General features: G+C 60.6%; 10 protein-coding genes. 6 read left to right on the top strand and 4 right to left on the bottom strand.

The annotated features are described in order from the left end of the window. Positions 1-5 precede the first annotated feature (5 nt). Positions 6-674, bottom strand: coding sequence for an RraA family protein (locus tag J3P84_RS12845; RefSeq protein WP_434630723.1), 669 nt, complete (start codon positions 672-674; stop codon positions 6-8). A 103-nt stretch (positions 675-777) separates the two neighbouring features. Here J3P84_RS12845 and J3P84_RS12850 point away from each other — a divergent pair, with 103 nt between their 5' ends. Next, entirely contained in the window at positions 778-1,671 is an 894-nt protein-coding gene (locus tag J3P84_RS12850) for a LysR family transcriptional regulator (protein WP_434631288.1), read from the top strand. Positions 1,672-2,053: 382 nt separating this feature from the next. Here J3P84_RS12850 and J3P84_RS12855 read toward each other — a convergent pair whose 3' ends face one another. Further along, positions 2,054-2,968, bottom strand: a complete 915-nt coding sequence (locus tag J3P84_RS12855; protein WP_434600907.1) for a LysR family transcriptional regulator — start codon at positions 2,966-2,968, stop codon at positions 2,054-2,056. A 257-nt stretch (positions 2,969-3,225) separates the two neighbouring features. Here J3P84_RS12855 and J3P84_RS12860 point away from each other — a divergent pair, with 257 nt between their 5' ends. The 5 genes from J3P84_RS12860 to J3P84_RS12880 all read left to right on the top strand — a co-directional run bounded on the left by J3P84_RS12860 (position 3,226) and on the right by J3P84_RS12880 (position 12,313). Further along, a complete protein-coding gene (locus J3P84_RS12860; protein ID WP_305500796.1) occupies positions 3,226-4,251 on the top strand; it encodes a zinc-dependent alcohol dehydrogenase family protein in 1,026 nt (341 codons plus the stop codon). 677 nt (positions 4,252-4,928) lie between these two features. Continuing rightward, positions 4,929-6,413 carry a hypothetical protein gene (locus J3P84_RS12865; protein WP_434630725.1) on the top strand — a complete coding sequence of 495 codons (1,485 nt, stop codon included), beginning with the start codon at positions 4,929-4,931 and terminating at the stop codon, positions 6,411-6,413. A gap of 75 nt (positions 6,414-6,488) precedes the next feature. Continuing rightward, positions 6,489-7,886, top strand: coding sequence for a GntR family transcriptional regulator (locus J3P84_RS12870; RefSeq protein WP_434630727.1), 1,398 nt, complete (start codon positions 6,489-6,491; stop codon positions 7,884-7,886). A gap of 92 nt (positions 7,887-7,978) precedes the next feature. Next, positions 7,979-9,625, top strand: coding sequence for a phosphoglucomutase (alpha-D-glucose-1,6-bisphosphate-dependent) (gene pgm / locus J3P84_RS12875; protein ID WP_434630730.1), 1,647 nt, complete (start codon positions 7,979-7,981; stop codon positions 9,623-9,625). 219 nt (positions 9,626-9,844) lie between these two features. Continuing rightward, complete coding sequence (locus J3P84_RS12880) at positions 9,845-12,313, top strand: UvrD-helicase domain-containing protein (RefSeq protein ID WP_434630732.1); 2,469 nt, start codon at positions 9,845-9,847, stop codon at positions 12,311-12,313. Positions 12,314-12,367: 54 nt separating this feature from the next. On the opposite strand, the gene J3P84_RS12885 is transcribed toward J3P84_RS12880, so the two are convergent. Together J3P84_RS12885 and J3P84_RS12890 are read right to left on the bottom strand one after the other, a co-directional pair. Beyond that, positions 12,368-12,646: a DUF1652 domain-containing protein gene (locus tag J3P84_RS12885; protein WP_003201764.1), complete on the bottom strand. Its 279-nt coding sequence runs from the start codon at positions 12,644-12,646 to the stop codon at positions 12,368-12,370. A gap of 209 nt (positions 12,647-12,855) precedes the next feature. Beyond that, on the bottom strand, positions 12,856-14,298 hold the full coding sequence (locus J3P84_RS12890) for an MFS transporter (protein WP_434630735.1): 1,443 nt from the start codon (positions 14,296-14,298) through the stop codon (positions 12,856-12,858). Positions 14,299-14,362: the final 64 nt, after the last annotated feature.

A 14,362-nucleotide genomic window follows, 5' to 3' on the forward strand; every position in this document is an offset into this window, starting at 1 on the left:
GACATTCATCGTGCGTGCTCCACCTGGATGGCTTCGAACTGGCGGTCATGCATGACCTCGGCGACCGAGCGGCCGCCCCGGACGGCCTCGACCATACCGTCCTGCCGGCGGGCGATGCGTTCGCCCAGGTCGAGCACTTTTTCGATATGGGCCTGGGGCACGAAGACGGTCCCGCAACTGTCGGCGATGACAAAGTCGTCCTCGCTGACAGGCACGCCGGCGATGTCGAGGGTCACGGCCGAATCGATCTGGATAACCCGATTGCGCGCGCTGACCATGGTCACGCCCCGGCCATACACCGGATACCCAATCGTCGCGCTGCCGTCGATGTCACGGCTGTAGCCATCGATCACCGTGCCGCGTATCTGCTTGCCCACCGCTGCGTTGGCGAGGATGTCGCCCCAGCAGGAAACGCCGTCGAGTCCGCCGGCGATCACCAGCACCCGATCATCGCTGTCGATCCGTTCGATAACCGGGGTGATCAGGTGCACCGTCGGGGCGTTGTCGGTCTTTGCCGCCAGCAGCACGGTACTGGCGCGGCCGACGATCTTCGGGCAGCTCCAGAGCGGGCGCAGCCCGACGGTGGCGCCGGGCAAACCGAGGAAATCGAGTGCATCGGACACGGTGTTGGTGTCCAGCAATGCCAGGCGTTGGAGTAAATGAGCTTGATTCATGGAGGAGCCCCTTGATAGCGGAGGAGCCCAGTGTCAGCGAGGGGATTTGATAGGTATATTACGAATCACGGATGTATTACATACGTTGAACCTATGGAACCCCATGATTAACTTTCGCCTGATTCGTCATCTGTGGTTGTTTCTGGCGGTGGCCGAGGAACAGAATTTCGGCCGCGCCGCCAAACGCCTTGGCATGTCGCAGCCACCGTTGAGCGAGCAAATCCAGATCCTTGAACAAGCACTCAAAGTCACGCTGTTCGAACGTTCGCGCCGTGGTGCCAGGTTGACCCCGGTCGGCGCTGCGATTCTGCCAGCCGTGCGCAAATTTGCCGACCAACTGCAGCGTTTGGAGCTCGCGGTGGAAGAGGCGGTGGCGGGGCAGTCCGGAATGCTTACCATCGGCGCGATTTCCACGGCCATGTTCGATGTTCTGCCTGGCGTGATCGAGCAACTGAAAATCCAGTATCCGCAGCTCACCGTATCCGTTCGGGAAATTGACAGCGTCGAGGCGATTCCGGCGCTGGAGGCGGGAGACATCGATCTGGCCTTTGCTCGCCTCGACGGTGACTTTGGCGCGTCGATCCAATCATTTCCATTAACGGAAGACCGCCTGATGGTCGCGCTGCCCGTCGATCATCCATTGGCATCACGCAAGCGAATCAGCCTGGCCAGCCTGGCTACCGAACCGTTAGTGATGTTTTCTCGCAAGGTCAGCCCGGTGTATTTCGACAGTCTGATTGCCACCTGCCGCGCCAGCGGATTTTCTCCGCGGGTCCTGCACGAAGTCCGTTCGGTGGCATCGCAAATCGCGTTCGTCAGTTGTGGCCAGGGTATTGCGTTGGTACCGGCGTCGCTGAAGAAACTGGCGCCCAGCAACGTGGTATTGCGCCCGCTGAGCCAGAAACTCAATGTCGTCACGACTGCCGTGGCCTGGAATACGCTGCGTCCGAATCCGCTGGTGGAAGCGTTGGTCAACCAGTTGAGAGCCAGGGGGTGATACGTTTGGCCTATGGAAGCTCTTCTGGATAAGGAAGTTCGAGCGTGCTGCTAACTCTGGCGCTGCGCGCTTGCTAGCAGCCATGCCTACTTGTTCGCCAGCCTTTCGTTCAAAGGAACGTCAGCGCGCCCCATCGGACGCATTCACACCTGCGATTATCCATGGTGGGGGCCGCAATGGTGCCACGCCCGTTGAGCCAAAACCTCAGCCGGCGGTGCATTGATTTAGGTGAGACTCAACCTCAGGCTGGGGGCATCCTTTTCAAACCATCCAAATCATGCCCTCAGATGTGCCCCCAATGTAGCCATCCACTGGAAGTGAACGGAGCTCCATGGTTTGTCGAAAGGCAAAATGGTCAGATAAACAGCCTGCCAGACAACGCCTAAAGACTCTCAGGGTCCCCAAAAAACATCTGAATCCGCGATCTCAACCAGCGTTCGCCCGGGTCGTTGTCCTGGGAGCCGCGCCAGGCCATGTGCAGTTCGAAGCTGCGCACGGGGATCGGTGGGTCTTCAGCGCGCACGCCGCCGGCGGCGGTCAGTGCTTCGGCGGTGTAGTCGGGCACGGTGGCGATGATGTCGGTGCCCGACAGCAGCGTGCTCAGGCCGTTGAACTGCGGTACGGCCAATACCACATGGCGCTTGCGGTCGAGCTTTTCCAACTCTTCATCAATGAACCCGCTCAAGTCGCCGGCAAAGGACACCAACGCATGGGGGCGGGCGCAGAATTCGTCCAGCGTCAGACGTCCCGGCGCGGTGTCGGCGCGCAGCACTTTCGGCGAGCTGCGGCGCAAGACCTTGCGCTTGGCGTTGGCCGGCAGGTCGTCGGTGTAGCTGACGCCGATGGAGATTTCGCCGGAGGCCAGCAAGCCCGGCATCAGGATGTAATTGACCCGGCGCACCACCAGCACGATGCCTGGCGCTTCGGCCCGCAGGCGCTTGAGCAGCATCGGCAGCAGGGCGAACTCGGCGTCATCCGACAGGCCGATGCGAAAGACCGAGGTGCTGGTGGCAGGATCGAATTCCGCCGCCCGGCTGACCGCCGTGGAAATCGAATCCAGGGCCGGAGAGAGCAGGGCGAAGATTTCCACCGCCCGCGCGGTGGGCTCCATGCTGCGCCCGGTGCGCACGAACAGCGGATCGTCGAACAGGCTGCGCAGGCGCGACAGCGCGGCGCTGATGGCCGGTTGGCCGAGGAACAATTTCTCGGCGGCGCGGGTCACACTGCGCTCATGCATCAATGTTTCGAACACGATCAACAGGTTCAGGTCGACACGACGCAGGTCATTACGATTCATCTGGGGTCCTGGCAGATTCGGCAAGCTTGACGTGGGCGGCCATATGGGAACAATGGCCGGCATGAATCTTACGGGGAAAGGCTGGTACTCTGCACCGGCTAATTGCATTTTTCAGGGCGGGGTCCTACAGGGCCGGTTCAGTTTTCTTGCTGCGGAATCAATGACAGGCATGTCGACTATTAATAGCCACTGATGGTCTTGGCTACAAAGCCCGGATAGAGTTCATGGCATTAGAGGTTACTTTGACGAGGTTTGCGATGTCCCGCACGATCCGTTTTCACAAGTTTGGTGGTGCCGAGGTGCTCAAATGCGAAGAGCATGCGGCGGCTCTTCCTGCGCCAGGAGAAGTGCAGGTCCGCGTCGAAGCGATCGGCATCAGTTGGTACGACACCCTGTGGCGCCAGAACCTGGCATCGTCCCAGGCGCGCCTGCCTTCAGGCCTTGGCCATGAAATGGCCGGCGTGGTGACAGCCGTCGGCGACGGGGTCGATGACTTGGCCGTAGGCGACAAAGTCGCCAGCTTCCCCGCCGAGAGCCCGAACGATTATCCGGTGTACGGTGAGGTCATCGTCCTGCCGCGCACCGCTTTGACCCGCTATCCCGACGTGCTCAGCCCGATCGAGGCCGCGGTCCATTACACGCCGCTGCTGATCGCCTATTTCGCCTACATGGACCTGGCAAGGGTCAAGCCCGGGCAGTTTGCGCTGGTGACCGATGCCAGCCATTGCGCCGGTCCTTCCTTCGTGCAACTTGGCAAGGCGTTGGGCGTGCGGGTGATCGCCGCCACCAAGACGGCTGAAGAGCGTGAATACCTGCTGTCGCTGGGCGCCGAAAAAGTCATCGTCACCGAAGAGCAGGACTTGTTGATGCAAATCAACAAGCTCACCGACAGCCGTGGCGTCGATGTGGTGTTCGACGGCTTGGGCGGGCCGCAGATGTCTCTGCTCGGCGATGTCCTGGCGCCCCGTGGCAGCCTGGTGCTGTATGGCTTGCAGGGCGGCAACCAGACACCGTTTCCAGCCTGCGCGGCGTTCCAGAAGAACATCCAGTTCTTTGTCCACTGCATCGGCAATTTCACCGGCAAGCCGGAGCTGGGCATTCTCCAGGACCAGGTCGCGTTGCAACGGGCGTTGCGTGATATCAACCAGTTGACCGCCGACCGTGTCCTGTTGCCCCTCAAGACTCGGGTGTTCCCGTTCTCCGAGTTCGTCGAGGCCCATCGGTACATGGGCGAATGTCCTTGCCGTGAACGCGTTGCCCTCCAGGTAGTCGACCCCGCCTGATTTCCTCTCTTGCGCAAGAGTCATCGTTTCGACTCTTGCGCTGTTTTCGGCCGCCCTGGCCAGTCTTCTTGACCGTTCTGTGTGTCTGTCCTTCAGCAGGCCTGCGCATGGCTGCGCACGAATCAACGACGCCGTTTACTCCCGGCTGTCGAAAGGCGGCATCTTGCAAAAAGCAACTGAACTGGTTTTTGCCGCCAATCTGTATCTTTTAATCATTACTCAAGTCTTGATAATTGAATACTGACTCTCGAACTCAAGGAGGAATTGCTGCGCAGCACTCGTTTGCGCGGCCGTCTGCTGTTTCTTGTTCCTATTTAAAGTGTCCGGGGTGTTGTTTGCTCTGGGTCGCCTGCTGCCTTGAAGAAGATTATCTTGGCAAGAGGTAAAGCGTCGCTCGGCATATTCCTTGTTTTCTGTCTCCATTGTCTGTGGGACGCTGTAAGAAATCTCCTAGGACGGTTTGATAGGTGGGCGAAGATCAATGAATACGGGTGCTTTTGGCGAAAAGAGAAAAGCAGGGGGCACGATCCATACATGTGTAGATTAATTACATCGCGCGAAAGCAAAGTGTATCGTCAATACTCTTAATAAATGGCAAAGGCATTCACCCGACTGGCGCGTCGAGCAATCAACGTGGTGTGGGTGCGACGTCGATAAACGGATTTTAGGTAAAAGTTATGAGTGCAATTCATCAACAGGCAATGACTTACGTATATCAACAGGTATTGCAACGCTTGTTGGAATTTTATTCCCGTGCGGAACGGACCGCACTGCAGCTTCTGGTCCAGCGATTGATCGTCGCCGCTGGCGGTATTGAACGAATTGGCACCTATCGGGTGCTGGTGGCCCAGAATGGCAGTCGGGAGGGGTTCTATGCGCTGACGGCCCTGCGCGCCGCGCAGTTGAGCATTGCTGGCCGGCATCCGACGACTTTCGACCTGCGCGTCGCCACGCCACGCCTGGGCGAGATGACCCAGGCCACCCTGGAGAATATCCACTGTTGCTACAGCGCTCTGTTTCTCTACGACGACCCACGGGTAGAGCTGCTGATGGCGGACAATCGAGAGGTGGTGCCGTTTGATCGCTCCAAGCCGTTATCGGCGCAAGGGCGCGAGGCCAATCGCACTGACATGCTGATGCTTGGGCACCTGCGTTCCTCCGACAGCCTCCTGGGCGTGGGCGACGAAGGCTACCTGGCGATGGCGGAGTTCTACAAGAACATGGCTCGCTGGGATGCGGGCGTGGATTCATGGGTCAGTTGCGACACGCCACGCCAGCAAAAGCAGTTCCTGTCCGGGTTGCGCCGGGCGACCCGCAAGATCGGTCTGGTGTTTGAGCCCGTGGGTGGATTCGACGGCCTGTTTGCCCAACTCGATTTCCTGGGCAGTGACCTGTTCCGGCGTTTTTATGGCCAGGAGCACCTGGGTGTCTGGCAACCCGAAGGGCGGCTGGAGGCCTGCCGGCAAGTCGGGCACATCCGTATCGATGATCTGATCACCGAGCGGCTGGAAGAAAGCAATTGGGCGTTGTTCAGCGAATTCCTCGGCGTCAGCTCCGATGAGCTGGTTGCGCCATCGCTTGAGCATGAATACCTGAGTCCGTACCTCTCGGCCCACCTATGTGGCTTGCAGGCCTGTCATCAGCAGGAGCGCGGCTATGCGGCTGGCTACACCGATTATGTGCAACGCATGATCATGGTCATGCACCGCAAGCGTATGCCGGAGCCCGTCTGCCAGCAGGTCCAGGGGCTGTTGGGTTCACCGTCGGAGATTCCCGAGCGTCGAGCCGTGATCGCCCTGGAAACGGAAAAAAATCTGAATCTGAACGAAACGCAACTGGTGTGCATGCTGTTTGCGCCCTTCGTTGAAAAGGGCGCCGGCCTGGAGCATTTCCTGCGGTGCTGTCATCCCGGCATGCTGGTGGGCATGCCCGATCTGCACAGGGCGTTGCGGGGCGGCCCGGTCACGGATCAGGTGGCGCATTGGATGGTCGATGTCAGTGGCCTGCCCGTTGCGATGCTGTGCAAGTTGTACCGGGCCAGAATCACCACGCCGGAGCCGGAAATCATCCGGGCGGACCCGCAAACGGCCATGGAGCGCGCTGATACGGACCAGGGCGGGCAGGGCGCCGATGATCCCGGCGAACGTGCAGCGCGGCGCTGAGGGACGGGGTTTGACGTATTTTGTCGTGGACACTCAGGCCCGGTTGGTGAAGGTTCGGTCCGGTGGGCCGGTCTCATGAAGGGCCACCGTGAAACAGACTTCACCTACCAGGCGGTTTATCGGTACCTGACGAACCTGATCAATGAGCTGGGCGCTGATGCTCGGGTGCGTCTGCCGTCATTGCGGCAGTTGGCCGAGCGCCTCAATGTCTCCATATCCACCATCCAGTACGCTTATTCCCTGCTGGAAAAGGAAGGGCGGGTCTATTCGATTGCCAAGTCCGGATACTACGCATTGCCGATGGTCAGCGTGTCCACTCTTGGCGATGGCGATGATTTGCTGGAGACCCTGTACGTCAACGCGCGTCGCCCAGGCATGCTGGTGCTCAGCGGTGATGAACCGGCTTCGTTGCAGCCGCTCGACAGTCCGCTTCTGTTGCTTGAACGCGAGCTCCTGCGCCAGTACCCCCGCGCTTCACAACATCCCCTACAGCCCTGGGGAGAGCAGGAGTTGCGAACCGCACTGGCGGCACGCTACACCTCTTCACCGTCGCGATGCTGGAGTGCCGATGACGTCTATATCGGCGCTGACTTGCGCGGCGTTCTGGAAATCCTGATAGCGGTGCTGGCACTCAAGGGCAACACGGTGCTCGTGGAGTCGCCCTGCGAATGGACCGTCCTGCGTTTGTTGCAAGCGGCCGATATCCGCGTCATCGAGCTGCCCTTGCTGGACGAGGGGGAAATCGATATTGAACAGTTGGAGCGGTTGCTGGCGAATGAAACGGTATGCCTGATGGTGGTGTCTTCGGTGTTGAGCATGCCCAGGAGCAGGTTGAAAAGTGCAGCCGACCGGCGAGCACTGGCGCGTCTGCTGGAACAGTACGGCACGTGGGTACTGGAGAACGACAGCCATACGGAGTTGGTATTCGAGCCCGGCGCGTTGCCTTTTCGAGAGTGGCTCGACCCGGACCGGCTGATCGTGTATTCCACCTTCGAGACAACCATAGGGCCCGAGGCGCCCTACGGTTATGTGCTGTCGCGCCAGCTGACGCTGATGTTGCAGCGTCATTTCCTGTTGCGCGCATTTCGTCTTTCGCCGATTCGCCAGAAAGCGATTGCGCGTTTATACAACAATGGCCGGATCGACCAGCATCTACTGGTATTGCGACGCCTGCTACGCGAAAGCGCCGCTTCGGCGACGCAACTGTTGCGCGAGCGAGTCGGAGACTGCCTGCAATGGGAGGAGCCCGAGGGCGGCGCAACAATCTGGGTACGCTCTTCACGCCAGGTCGATCTGCGGCGGGTTTTCCAACGGCTGCTCGCCCGGCGAATCGTCATCGCGCCGGGAGAGCTGTTCAGCACCCAAGGACGATATGACCAGCATTTTCGGTTGGCTCATGCTCTCGACGGCGTGGGCGGCCGGGAAGCGGCCTTCTGCGCACTGGCCGAGGCCTTGAGGCTCGAACAATCCTGATCGCGGGGCGATGGATCGAACCCGTCGCGTGATGGTCGAACTGTCAGTAAACTGCCTTCATTTTTCCGAGCCACTCCATTCCGAGGTTTTGCATGACAGTCAGTCCATTTGCGGGCAAGCCGGCGCCGGCAGAGTTGTTGATCGATATCCCGCGACTGGTGACGGCGTATTACACCGGCCGGCCCGACGCCTCGATTGCGACCCAGCGCGTCGCGTTCGGCACTTCCGGGCACCGTGGCAGTTCGTTCGATCTGGGGTTCAACGAATGGCACGTACTGGCCATCAGTCAGGCGATCTGCCTGTACCGTGAAGCCCAGGGCATCGACGGACCGCTGTTTGTCGGTATCGACACTCATGCACTGTCGACTCCGGCGGGAGCCAGCGCGTTGGAAGTGCTGGCCGCCAATGGCGTGACCGTGATGATCGCCGAGGGTGACGAGTACACCCCGACGCCAGCGATTTCCCACGCCATCCTGTGCTACAACCGTGGCCGTACCACTGGGCTGGCTGACGGCATCGTCATTACGCCGTCGCACAATCCGCCGCAAAGTGGCGGCTACAAATACAACCCCACCAATGGCGGTCCGGCCGATACCCATATCACCAAATGGATTGAAGCCAAGGCCAACGAGCTGCTGGCCAACCAGTTGGTTGGCGTCAAGCGCATCAGCTACGAACAGGCGCTCAAGGCCGACACCACTCACCGTCACGATTACCTCAATACCTACGTGGCAGACCTCGGCAACGTCATCGATTTCGATGCGATCCGTGGTGCAGGGCTGCGCCTGGGCGTAGACCCGCTGGGCGGCGCTGGCGTGCGCTACTGGCCCGCCATCGCCGAGCACTATCGACTGGACCTGGAAGTGGTCAACACCCAGGTGGATTCCACCTTCCGCTTCATGACGGTCGATTGGGACGGGCAGATCCGCATGGACCCGTCCTCCAGCCACGCCATGCAAGGGTTGATCGGTTTGAAGGAGCGCTTCGACGTGGCCTTCGCCTGCGACCCGGATCATGACCGCCACGGCATCGTGACGCCGAGTGGCGGCTTGCTGGCGCCGAACAATTACCTGGCGGTCTCCATCGATTACCTGTTCCAGAATCGGCCGCAATGGCGTGCCGATGCGGCGGTCGGCAAGACCGTGGTCAGCAGCGGCTTGATCGACCGCGTGGCCAAGCGCCTGGGCCGCCGCCTCTATGAGGTGCCGGTGGGCTTCAAGTGGTTCGCCGACGGCCTGTTCGATGGTTCCCTTGGCTTTGGCGGCGAAGAAAGCGCCGGTGCCTCGTTCCTGCGCAAGGATGGCGGCGTATGGAGCACCGACAAGGATGGGCTGATCCCGGCCTTGTTGGCCGCTGAAATGACGGCTCGCACCGGTCTCGACCCAAGCCAGGCCTATCGCGCCCTGACGGACGAGCTGGGCGAGCCGTTCTCGGTACGTGTCGATGCCAAGGCCAGCCCGCAGCAGAAAGCGCTGCTGAGCAAGCTGTCGCCGGATCAGGTCCAGTCCACTGAGCTGGCGGGCGAAACGATCCAGAGCATCCTCAGCCACGCCCCGGGTAACGACCAGGCCATCGGCGGCCTGAAAGTCATGACCGAAAATGGCTGGTTTGCCGCGCGTCCGTCCGGCACCGAGGACATCTACAAGATCTACGCCGAAAGCTTTATTGGCGACGAGCACCTGAAACAGCTGGTGGTCGAGGCCCAGGCGCTCGTGGATGGCGCAATTTCCGGGCAGTGATCGAGTCCTTTTCGCGAGCAGGCTCGCTCCCACAGGTAATCTGACGTGGGAGCGAGCCTGCTGGCGAAGGGCCTAGTCCCCTGAAATAGCGCAATGCCAACCTGCCATGTCACTTTCATTTCATCGCCTAAATAGCTGACGGCAAAGCTTTTGGCTGGAATCCGGCTGCAAATCCAGACACCATAGCCCTCATGGTTCTGAACACCGGAGTCCTTCAGCGTGTCGCAACACACTCCCGATCTTCCTCCCGAACTCCTGCCACTGGCCCAGATGCCCTGGCTCAAGCGCCTGGCTGCGCGATTTTTTGGTCATGGCCTGACGCGCCTGCGCGCCCAGCATCGGGCGTCCTGGTTGCATGGCCAGGCCGATGGCTTTCGTAGCGGGCACACCGCGGGTTTTGATTATGGTTTCAAGGAAGGCAAAGCCGAAGGCCTGGAAGAGGGGCGTCAGGTCCTGCTGATCAGGGATTCGCGCAGCACCGAGCATCCGGGGCCCAAAGTCGACGATCTGTTGTTCGATGACTGGCGCCTGCCGCTTACCGCCGAACTGAAGAAGCGCATCAAGGCCGACGTCGCGCGCCTGCTACCGGCGCATGCGCAACCCAGCAGCGCACAGTGGAAGATGATTTTCAGCGATACCCCGGCGACGTCGGTCGTCGCGGGAGCAGGCGCAGGCAAGTCCACAACGCTGGTACTGCGCATCGTGCTGCTCTGTCATTACTTGGGGTTCGAGCTGGATTCGATGACCGTGGTCACGTTTACCCGCGAATCGCGCAAGGACTTCATGCAGAAGCTCATCGACATGTTTGCGCTTTGGGGGCATGCGATCAGCCTGGCGCAGGCACGCGAGCTGGTGCGCACGTTCCACTCACGAATCCTGCCCATGGTGCGCAGCCTGCCTGGATTCGAACGGCTCCAGGCCTTCGAGGCGCTGAGCCTTCGCGCCGGGCCAAGTGACGATGGCGCCTTGGCCAGCCCATTCGACCTGCGCATCAACGAGGTCCAGCGCCAGCACCTCAACGCCTGTTATCACAGCCTCTACAAGCGTGACGAGCGTTTCCGCGAGCTGATCAAGCCGCTTTCCCGGCACGCCTTGCAGCTCAAGACGCTGGAGCGCGATCACCCGGATGTGCAGAAGCGGATAGCCGTGACTGAACTGGCGGCCCAGCGCGACGAAGCACTGTGCGACGCGATCGAGGATCTCTGGTTCAAGGCGGGCGCCTGGCCACTCAAGGGGATCGAGCCGAAACGCCAGGCCTTCGAAGTCAATGGTTCCAGGTTTCATTGCCACGGTTACGTTCCGTCGCTGGACGCCTGGGTAATGCTGGGTTTCGATCCACGTGAGGATTCTCAGCTCAGCCGGCCCGGCGCCAAGCTGAGCCTGCGCGCGGAATGGGCTGTAAAGCGGACCCTGTTTCAAGCTTTCTGCCGTAAACCTTTGATATGGCTAGATAGTTATGAGGAGTCCAGGCGCGTATTGGCCTCGTTGGCCGGGGAGGCCAGTGCCGGTCCGGGGTTCGATTACAAGGTCAAGGGAGAGCTGGGCTCCGCCCCTTTGCTGGACTGTTTTGTCGCGGCGGCAGGGTTCATCGAGAATCTCGGCCTGGATGTCCCTGATGCCGTGGGCCAGATGAGTTTCTCCCATGACGATCCCGATCGGTATTTCTTCGAAGCGTTGAGCCGCTTCTGGCGCGCTTTCGAGGATCATCTGCTCGACCAGTCGCCGCCGGTCATGACCTACAACCGCATGTTTGCGCTGTTCAGCGAGCATTCAGAGGAAAACCTCAAGCTGCTCGATGACGCGCTGTTGCGGCCGATGGCCCACTTGATGATCGACGAGTTCCAGGATGTGTCGCCGCAGATCGTTTCCTGGATCCGAGCGAGCCTGCGCGAAGTGCGCAGGCGCGGTACCGCCCTGCACGTGGGGCGCGCCGCCCAGCGTTCTTCGCTGTTATGCGTGGGTGATGACTGGCAATCGATCTATGGCTGGCGCGGCAGTTCGCCAAGTTTCTTCATGGCCTTCAACAAGCAATTCCCGTCCCCGGCCAGCACGCGGGTAATGCTCACCGAAAACTACCGCAGCCATCAATACATCATCGACGCCGCCGAGCATGTCGTGCGCGCGGCGGCGGCCATGCCTGGCAAAAAAGCCAAGGCCAGCGGCGTGTCACGAACGCCAAGTCCGGTCAATGTGCTGGATCGGGATGACGAAGGGTTGGCGCGGCGGCTTGATGAGCATTACCGGAAGGGTGATTCGATCTTGATGCTGTATCGAAGAAGTAGCGACAAGTCATTGTTGGAAAAGCATATTCAGCCAATAGTTAATGTTGATTCTAGCTTGCCGGTGCCAATGAGGCGCTTCAGGCAAATGACTTATCACAGCGCGAAAGGCCTTGAGGCGGATGCGGTATTCCTGCTGGGTGACTGCCAGCATCTGACCAGTTCGCCGTACAAGAACCAGGTCTACCGGATGGCCGGGCTGGGCCAGGACGGCGACACCGAACCGTACGACACGGCGCAAAAAGATGAAATTCTGCGCTTGGCATACGTGGGGATCACGCGGGCGGTGCAGCATTGCTACTGGTATGTGGACGGCCAGGACAGTCAAGCCGCCAACGCGCCCAGAGCCTCGGACCGTGTCGCGGCGGGCAAGCCATTCTTTGTCGATCATCGCCGTGCGCGCGGCTGATACGTGTCACAGTCGATAATCACAAAAAAGCCCACGTTAACGTGGGCTTTTTGTTCAGGAAGCGAATCGTCGCAAGCCAACCGGCGGTACGAAGGCTTCAAGCTCGGCTTCCACCGCTTCGATGATCCGCTCCACATCGGGCGCGTTCATCACGGTGGCGCAGGGGATGCCTGCAATCGCGATCATGGTTTCGCCGCTGGCACGGTCGAACAACCGCGCAACCATGCTGCCCGGCGCATCCATGCTGGCCTCGAAGCCCATGGGATGGAAATGCCAGCGCATCAATTGGCAGGCGTTGGGGAACGTAACCTTGCTGAAAGATCCTTTATTCATCTGTAGCCCGCCTTCTTCATCAAGCGCTTCCGTTTGCTCATGTCAGGAAGGAAGAGCCATCATGGCCCTACCAGTGAGAATTAAAATAGCACCGGAAAATGAAGCTGATGTGGATTTTTTCAGTCCGTTTGGCGATTGGTTCAGTTTTTTTGATCTGGATCATGACTTAACCGGGAATGTTCAGAATGACATCATCGGTTGCGTGAGGTTTATTGCCGTTGGGACGACGCCTCTGGATCGCGGTATTTCAGCGCAATCAGCAGTGCCAGGCCCGCTATTGCAAGGGCAATGGCGAAGGTGACGTGCAAGCCGTGGGCCGCAGTCCCGGGCGTTGTAGCGCCGATACCGTTCGTCGGCAAAGTGCTGGCGAAGACTGCACCGAGCGCCGATGCGCCAGTAAGGAATCCCAGGTTGCGCGACAAGTTGAGCAAGCCGGCAATGGCCCCCCGCTGATGGGCGGGGAGCTCGGCCATGACCGATGTATTGTTGGCCGTCTGGAACATCGCATAGCCAAGTGTCGTGACTACAATGGCCGCGGCATAACCGGCTATGCCCAAGGCGGGAGGAACCAGCGACAGCAGCAGACAGCCGAACATCAGGGTCGTCAGCCCGACAAGACGCATGAGGCGCACGCCGAAACGGTCCGCCAGCCGCCCAGCGGGCATGCCGGCGAGGGCGGCGACACACGGCCCTGCCGCCAACACCAGTCCCACCGTTGTCGGAGGCAACCCGAGGGCGATGGCGAGATAGAACGGGCCAACCAGCAGGGTCGCCATCATGATCGCGGCTACCAGCGCGCTTGTAGCCAGGCTCGAGACGAGCAGGCGGTCGCGGAACATCGGCAGCGGGATCAGCGGCGACGCGAGTCGTTTCTGCGTCCGGACGAACCATCCGCCGCTCAGGACCGCCGCCAGCAACAGGCCGAAATTCAGTGCGCCAAAGCTCCCACGTCCGAGTGTCATGGCGAGGGCATAAGCGCCCAGTGTGAAAGCCAGCAGGAGCGTGCCCAGCCCATCGAAACCCACGCGCCCGGTCTTTTGCGCCGGATATCCGGCAGGCAAAAAACGCCAGGCCAGCAACAGCGTCAGTAACCCGAGAGGAATGTTGACCAGAAACAACGCCTGCCAGCCAAATCCGCTGATCAATACGCCGCCAAGGGACGGCCCGAGGGCGGTGCCGACCGCTGACAGCGTGGCGAGCAGGCCCATGGCGCTGCCGGTCCTGGCTTTGTCGACCGTTTCGCCGACAAGGGCCAGGGTCAACGTCATCATGATGGCCGCGCCCACGCCTTGCAGGGCCCTGGCAGCGATCAGCAGCCACAACGACGGCGCCAGGCCACACAGGGCCGAAGCCAGCGTGAACAGCGCGATGCCCACCAGCAGCAGCTTGCGGCGCCCGATCAAGTCGCCCAAGCGTCCGAGGCTGACGATCAGCGTGGTGATCGCCAGCAGATAGGCGAGGACCACCCACTGGACCAGTTGGAAGGACGCATCGAATGCCTGGGCCAGCACCGGCAGGCCGACGCTGGCGACGCTGGCGCCCAGGGATGCGAGCAGCGTTGCCAGTGCAAGGCTGGCCAGGGCCCCATGTGCCTTGCGCTGCGGTGGATTGTCGGCATTTGTTGACAGGTGATCTGCAGTAACGGGTTTCATCGTGTCCTCTCTGTCTGCGGCTCCTTCGGCGCAGCTGTCAGAACGGTACGCCGAGGCATAACAT

The sequence above is a fragment of the Pseudomonas sp. Z1-29 genome (assembly GCF_051131995.1).
Lineage (GTDB): Bacteria > Pseudomonadota > Gammaproteobacteria > Pseudomonadales > Pseudomonadaceae > Aquipseudomonas.

Coding starts and splice junctions, on each gene's coding strand:
- J3P84_RS12870 (WP_434630727.1), top strand. CDS start 6,489: ATGAAGGGCCACCGTGAAACAGACTTCACCTACCAGGCGGTTTATCGG.
- J3P84_RS12890 (WP_434630735.1), bottom strand. CDS start 14,298: ATGAAACCCGTTACTGCAGATCACCTGTCAACAAATGCCGACAATCCA.
- pgm (WP_434630730.1), top strand. CDS start 7,979: ATGACAGTCAGTCCATTTGCGGGCAAGCCGGCGCCGGCAGAGTTGTTG.
- J3P84_RS12855 (WP_434600907.1), bottom strand. CDS start 2,968: ATGAATCGTAATGACCTGCGTCGTGTCGACCTGAACCTGTTGATCGTG.
- J3P84_RS12850 (WP_434631288.1), top strand. CDS start 778: ATGATTAACTTTCGCCTGATTCGTCATCTGTGGTTGTTTCTGGCGGTG.
- J3P84_RS12865 (WP_434630725.1), top strand. CDS start 4,929: ATGAGTGCAATTCATCAACAGGCAATGACTTACGTATATCAACAGGTA.
- J3P84_RS12845 (WP_434630723.1), bottom strand. CDS start 674: ATGAATCAAGCTCATTTACTCCAACGCCTGGCATTGCTGGACACCAAC.
- J3P84_RS12860 (WP_305500796.1), top strand. CDS start 3,226: ATGTCCCGCACGATCCGTTTTCACAAGTTTGGTGGTGCCGAGGTGCTC.
- J3P84_RS12885 (WP_003201764.1), bottom strand. CDS start 12,646: ATGAATAAAGGATCTTTCAGCAAGGTTACGTTCCCCAACGCCTGCCAA.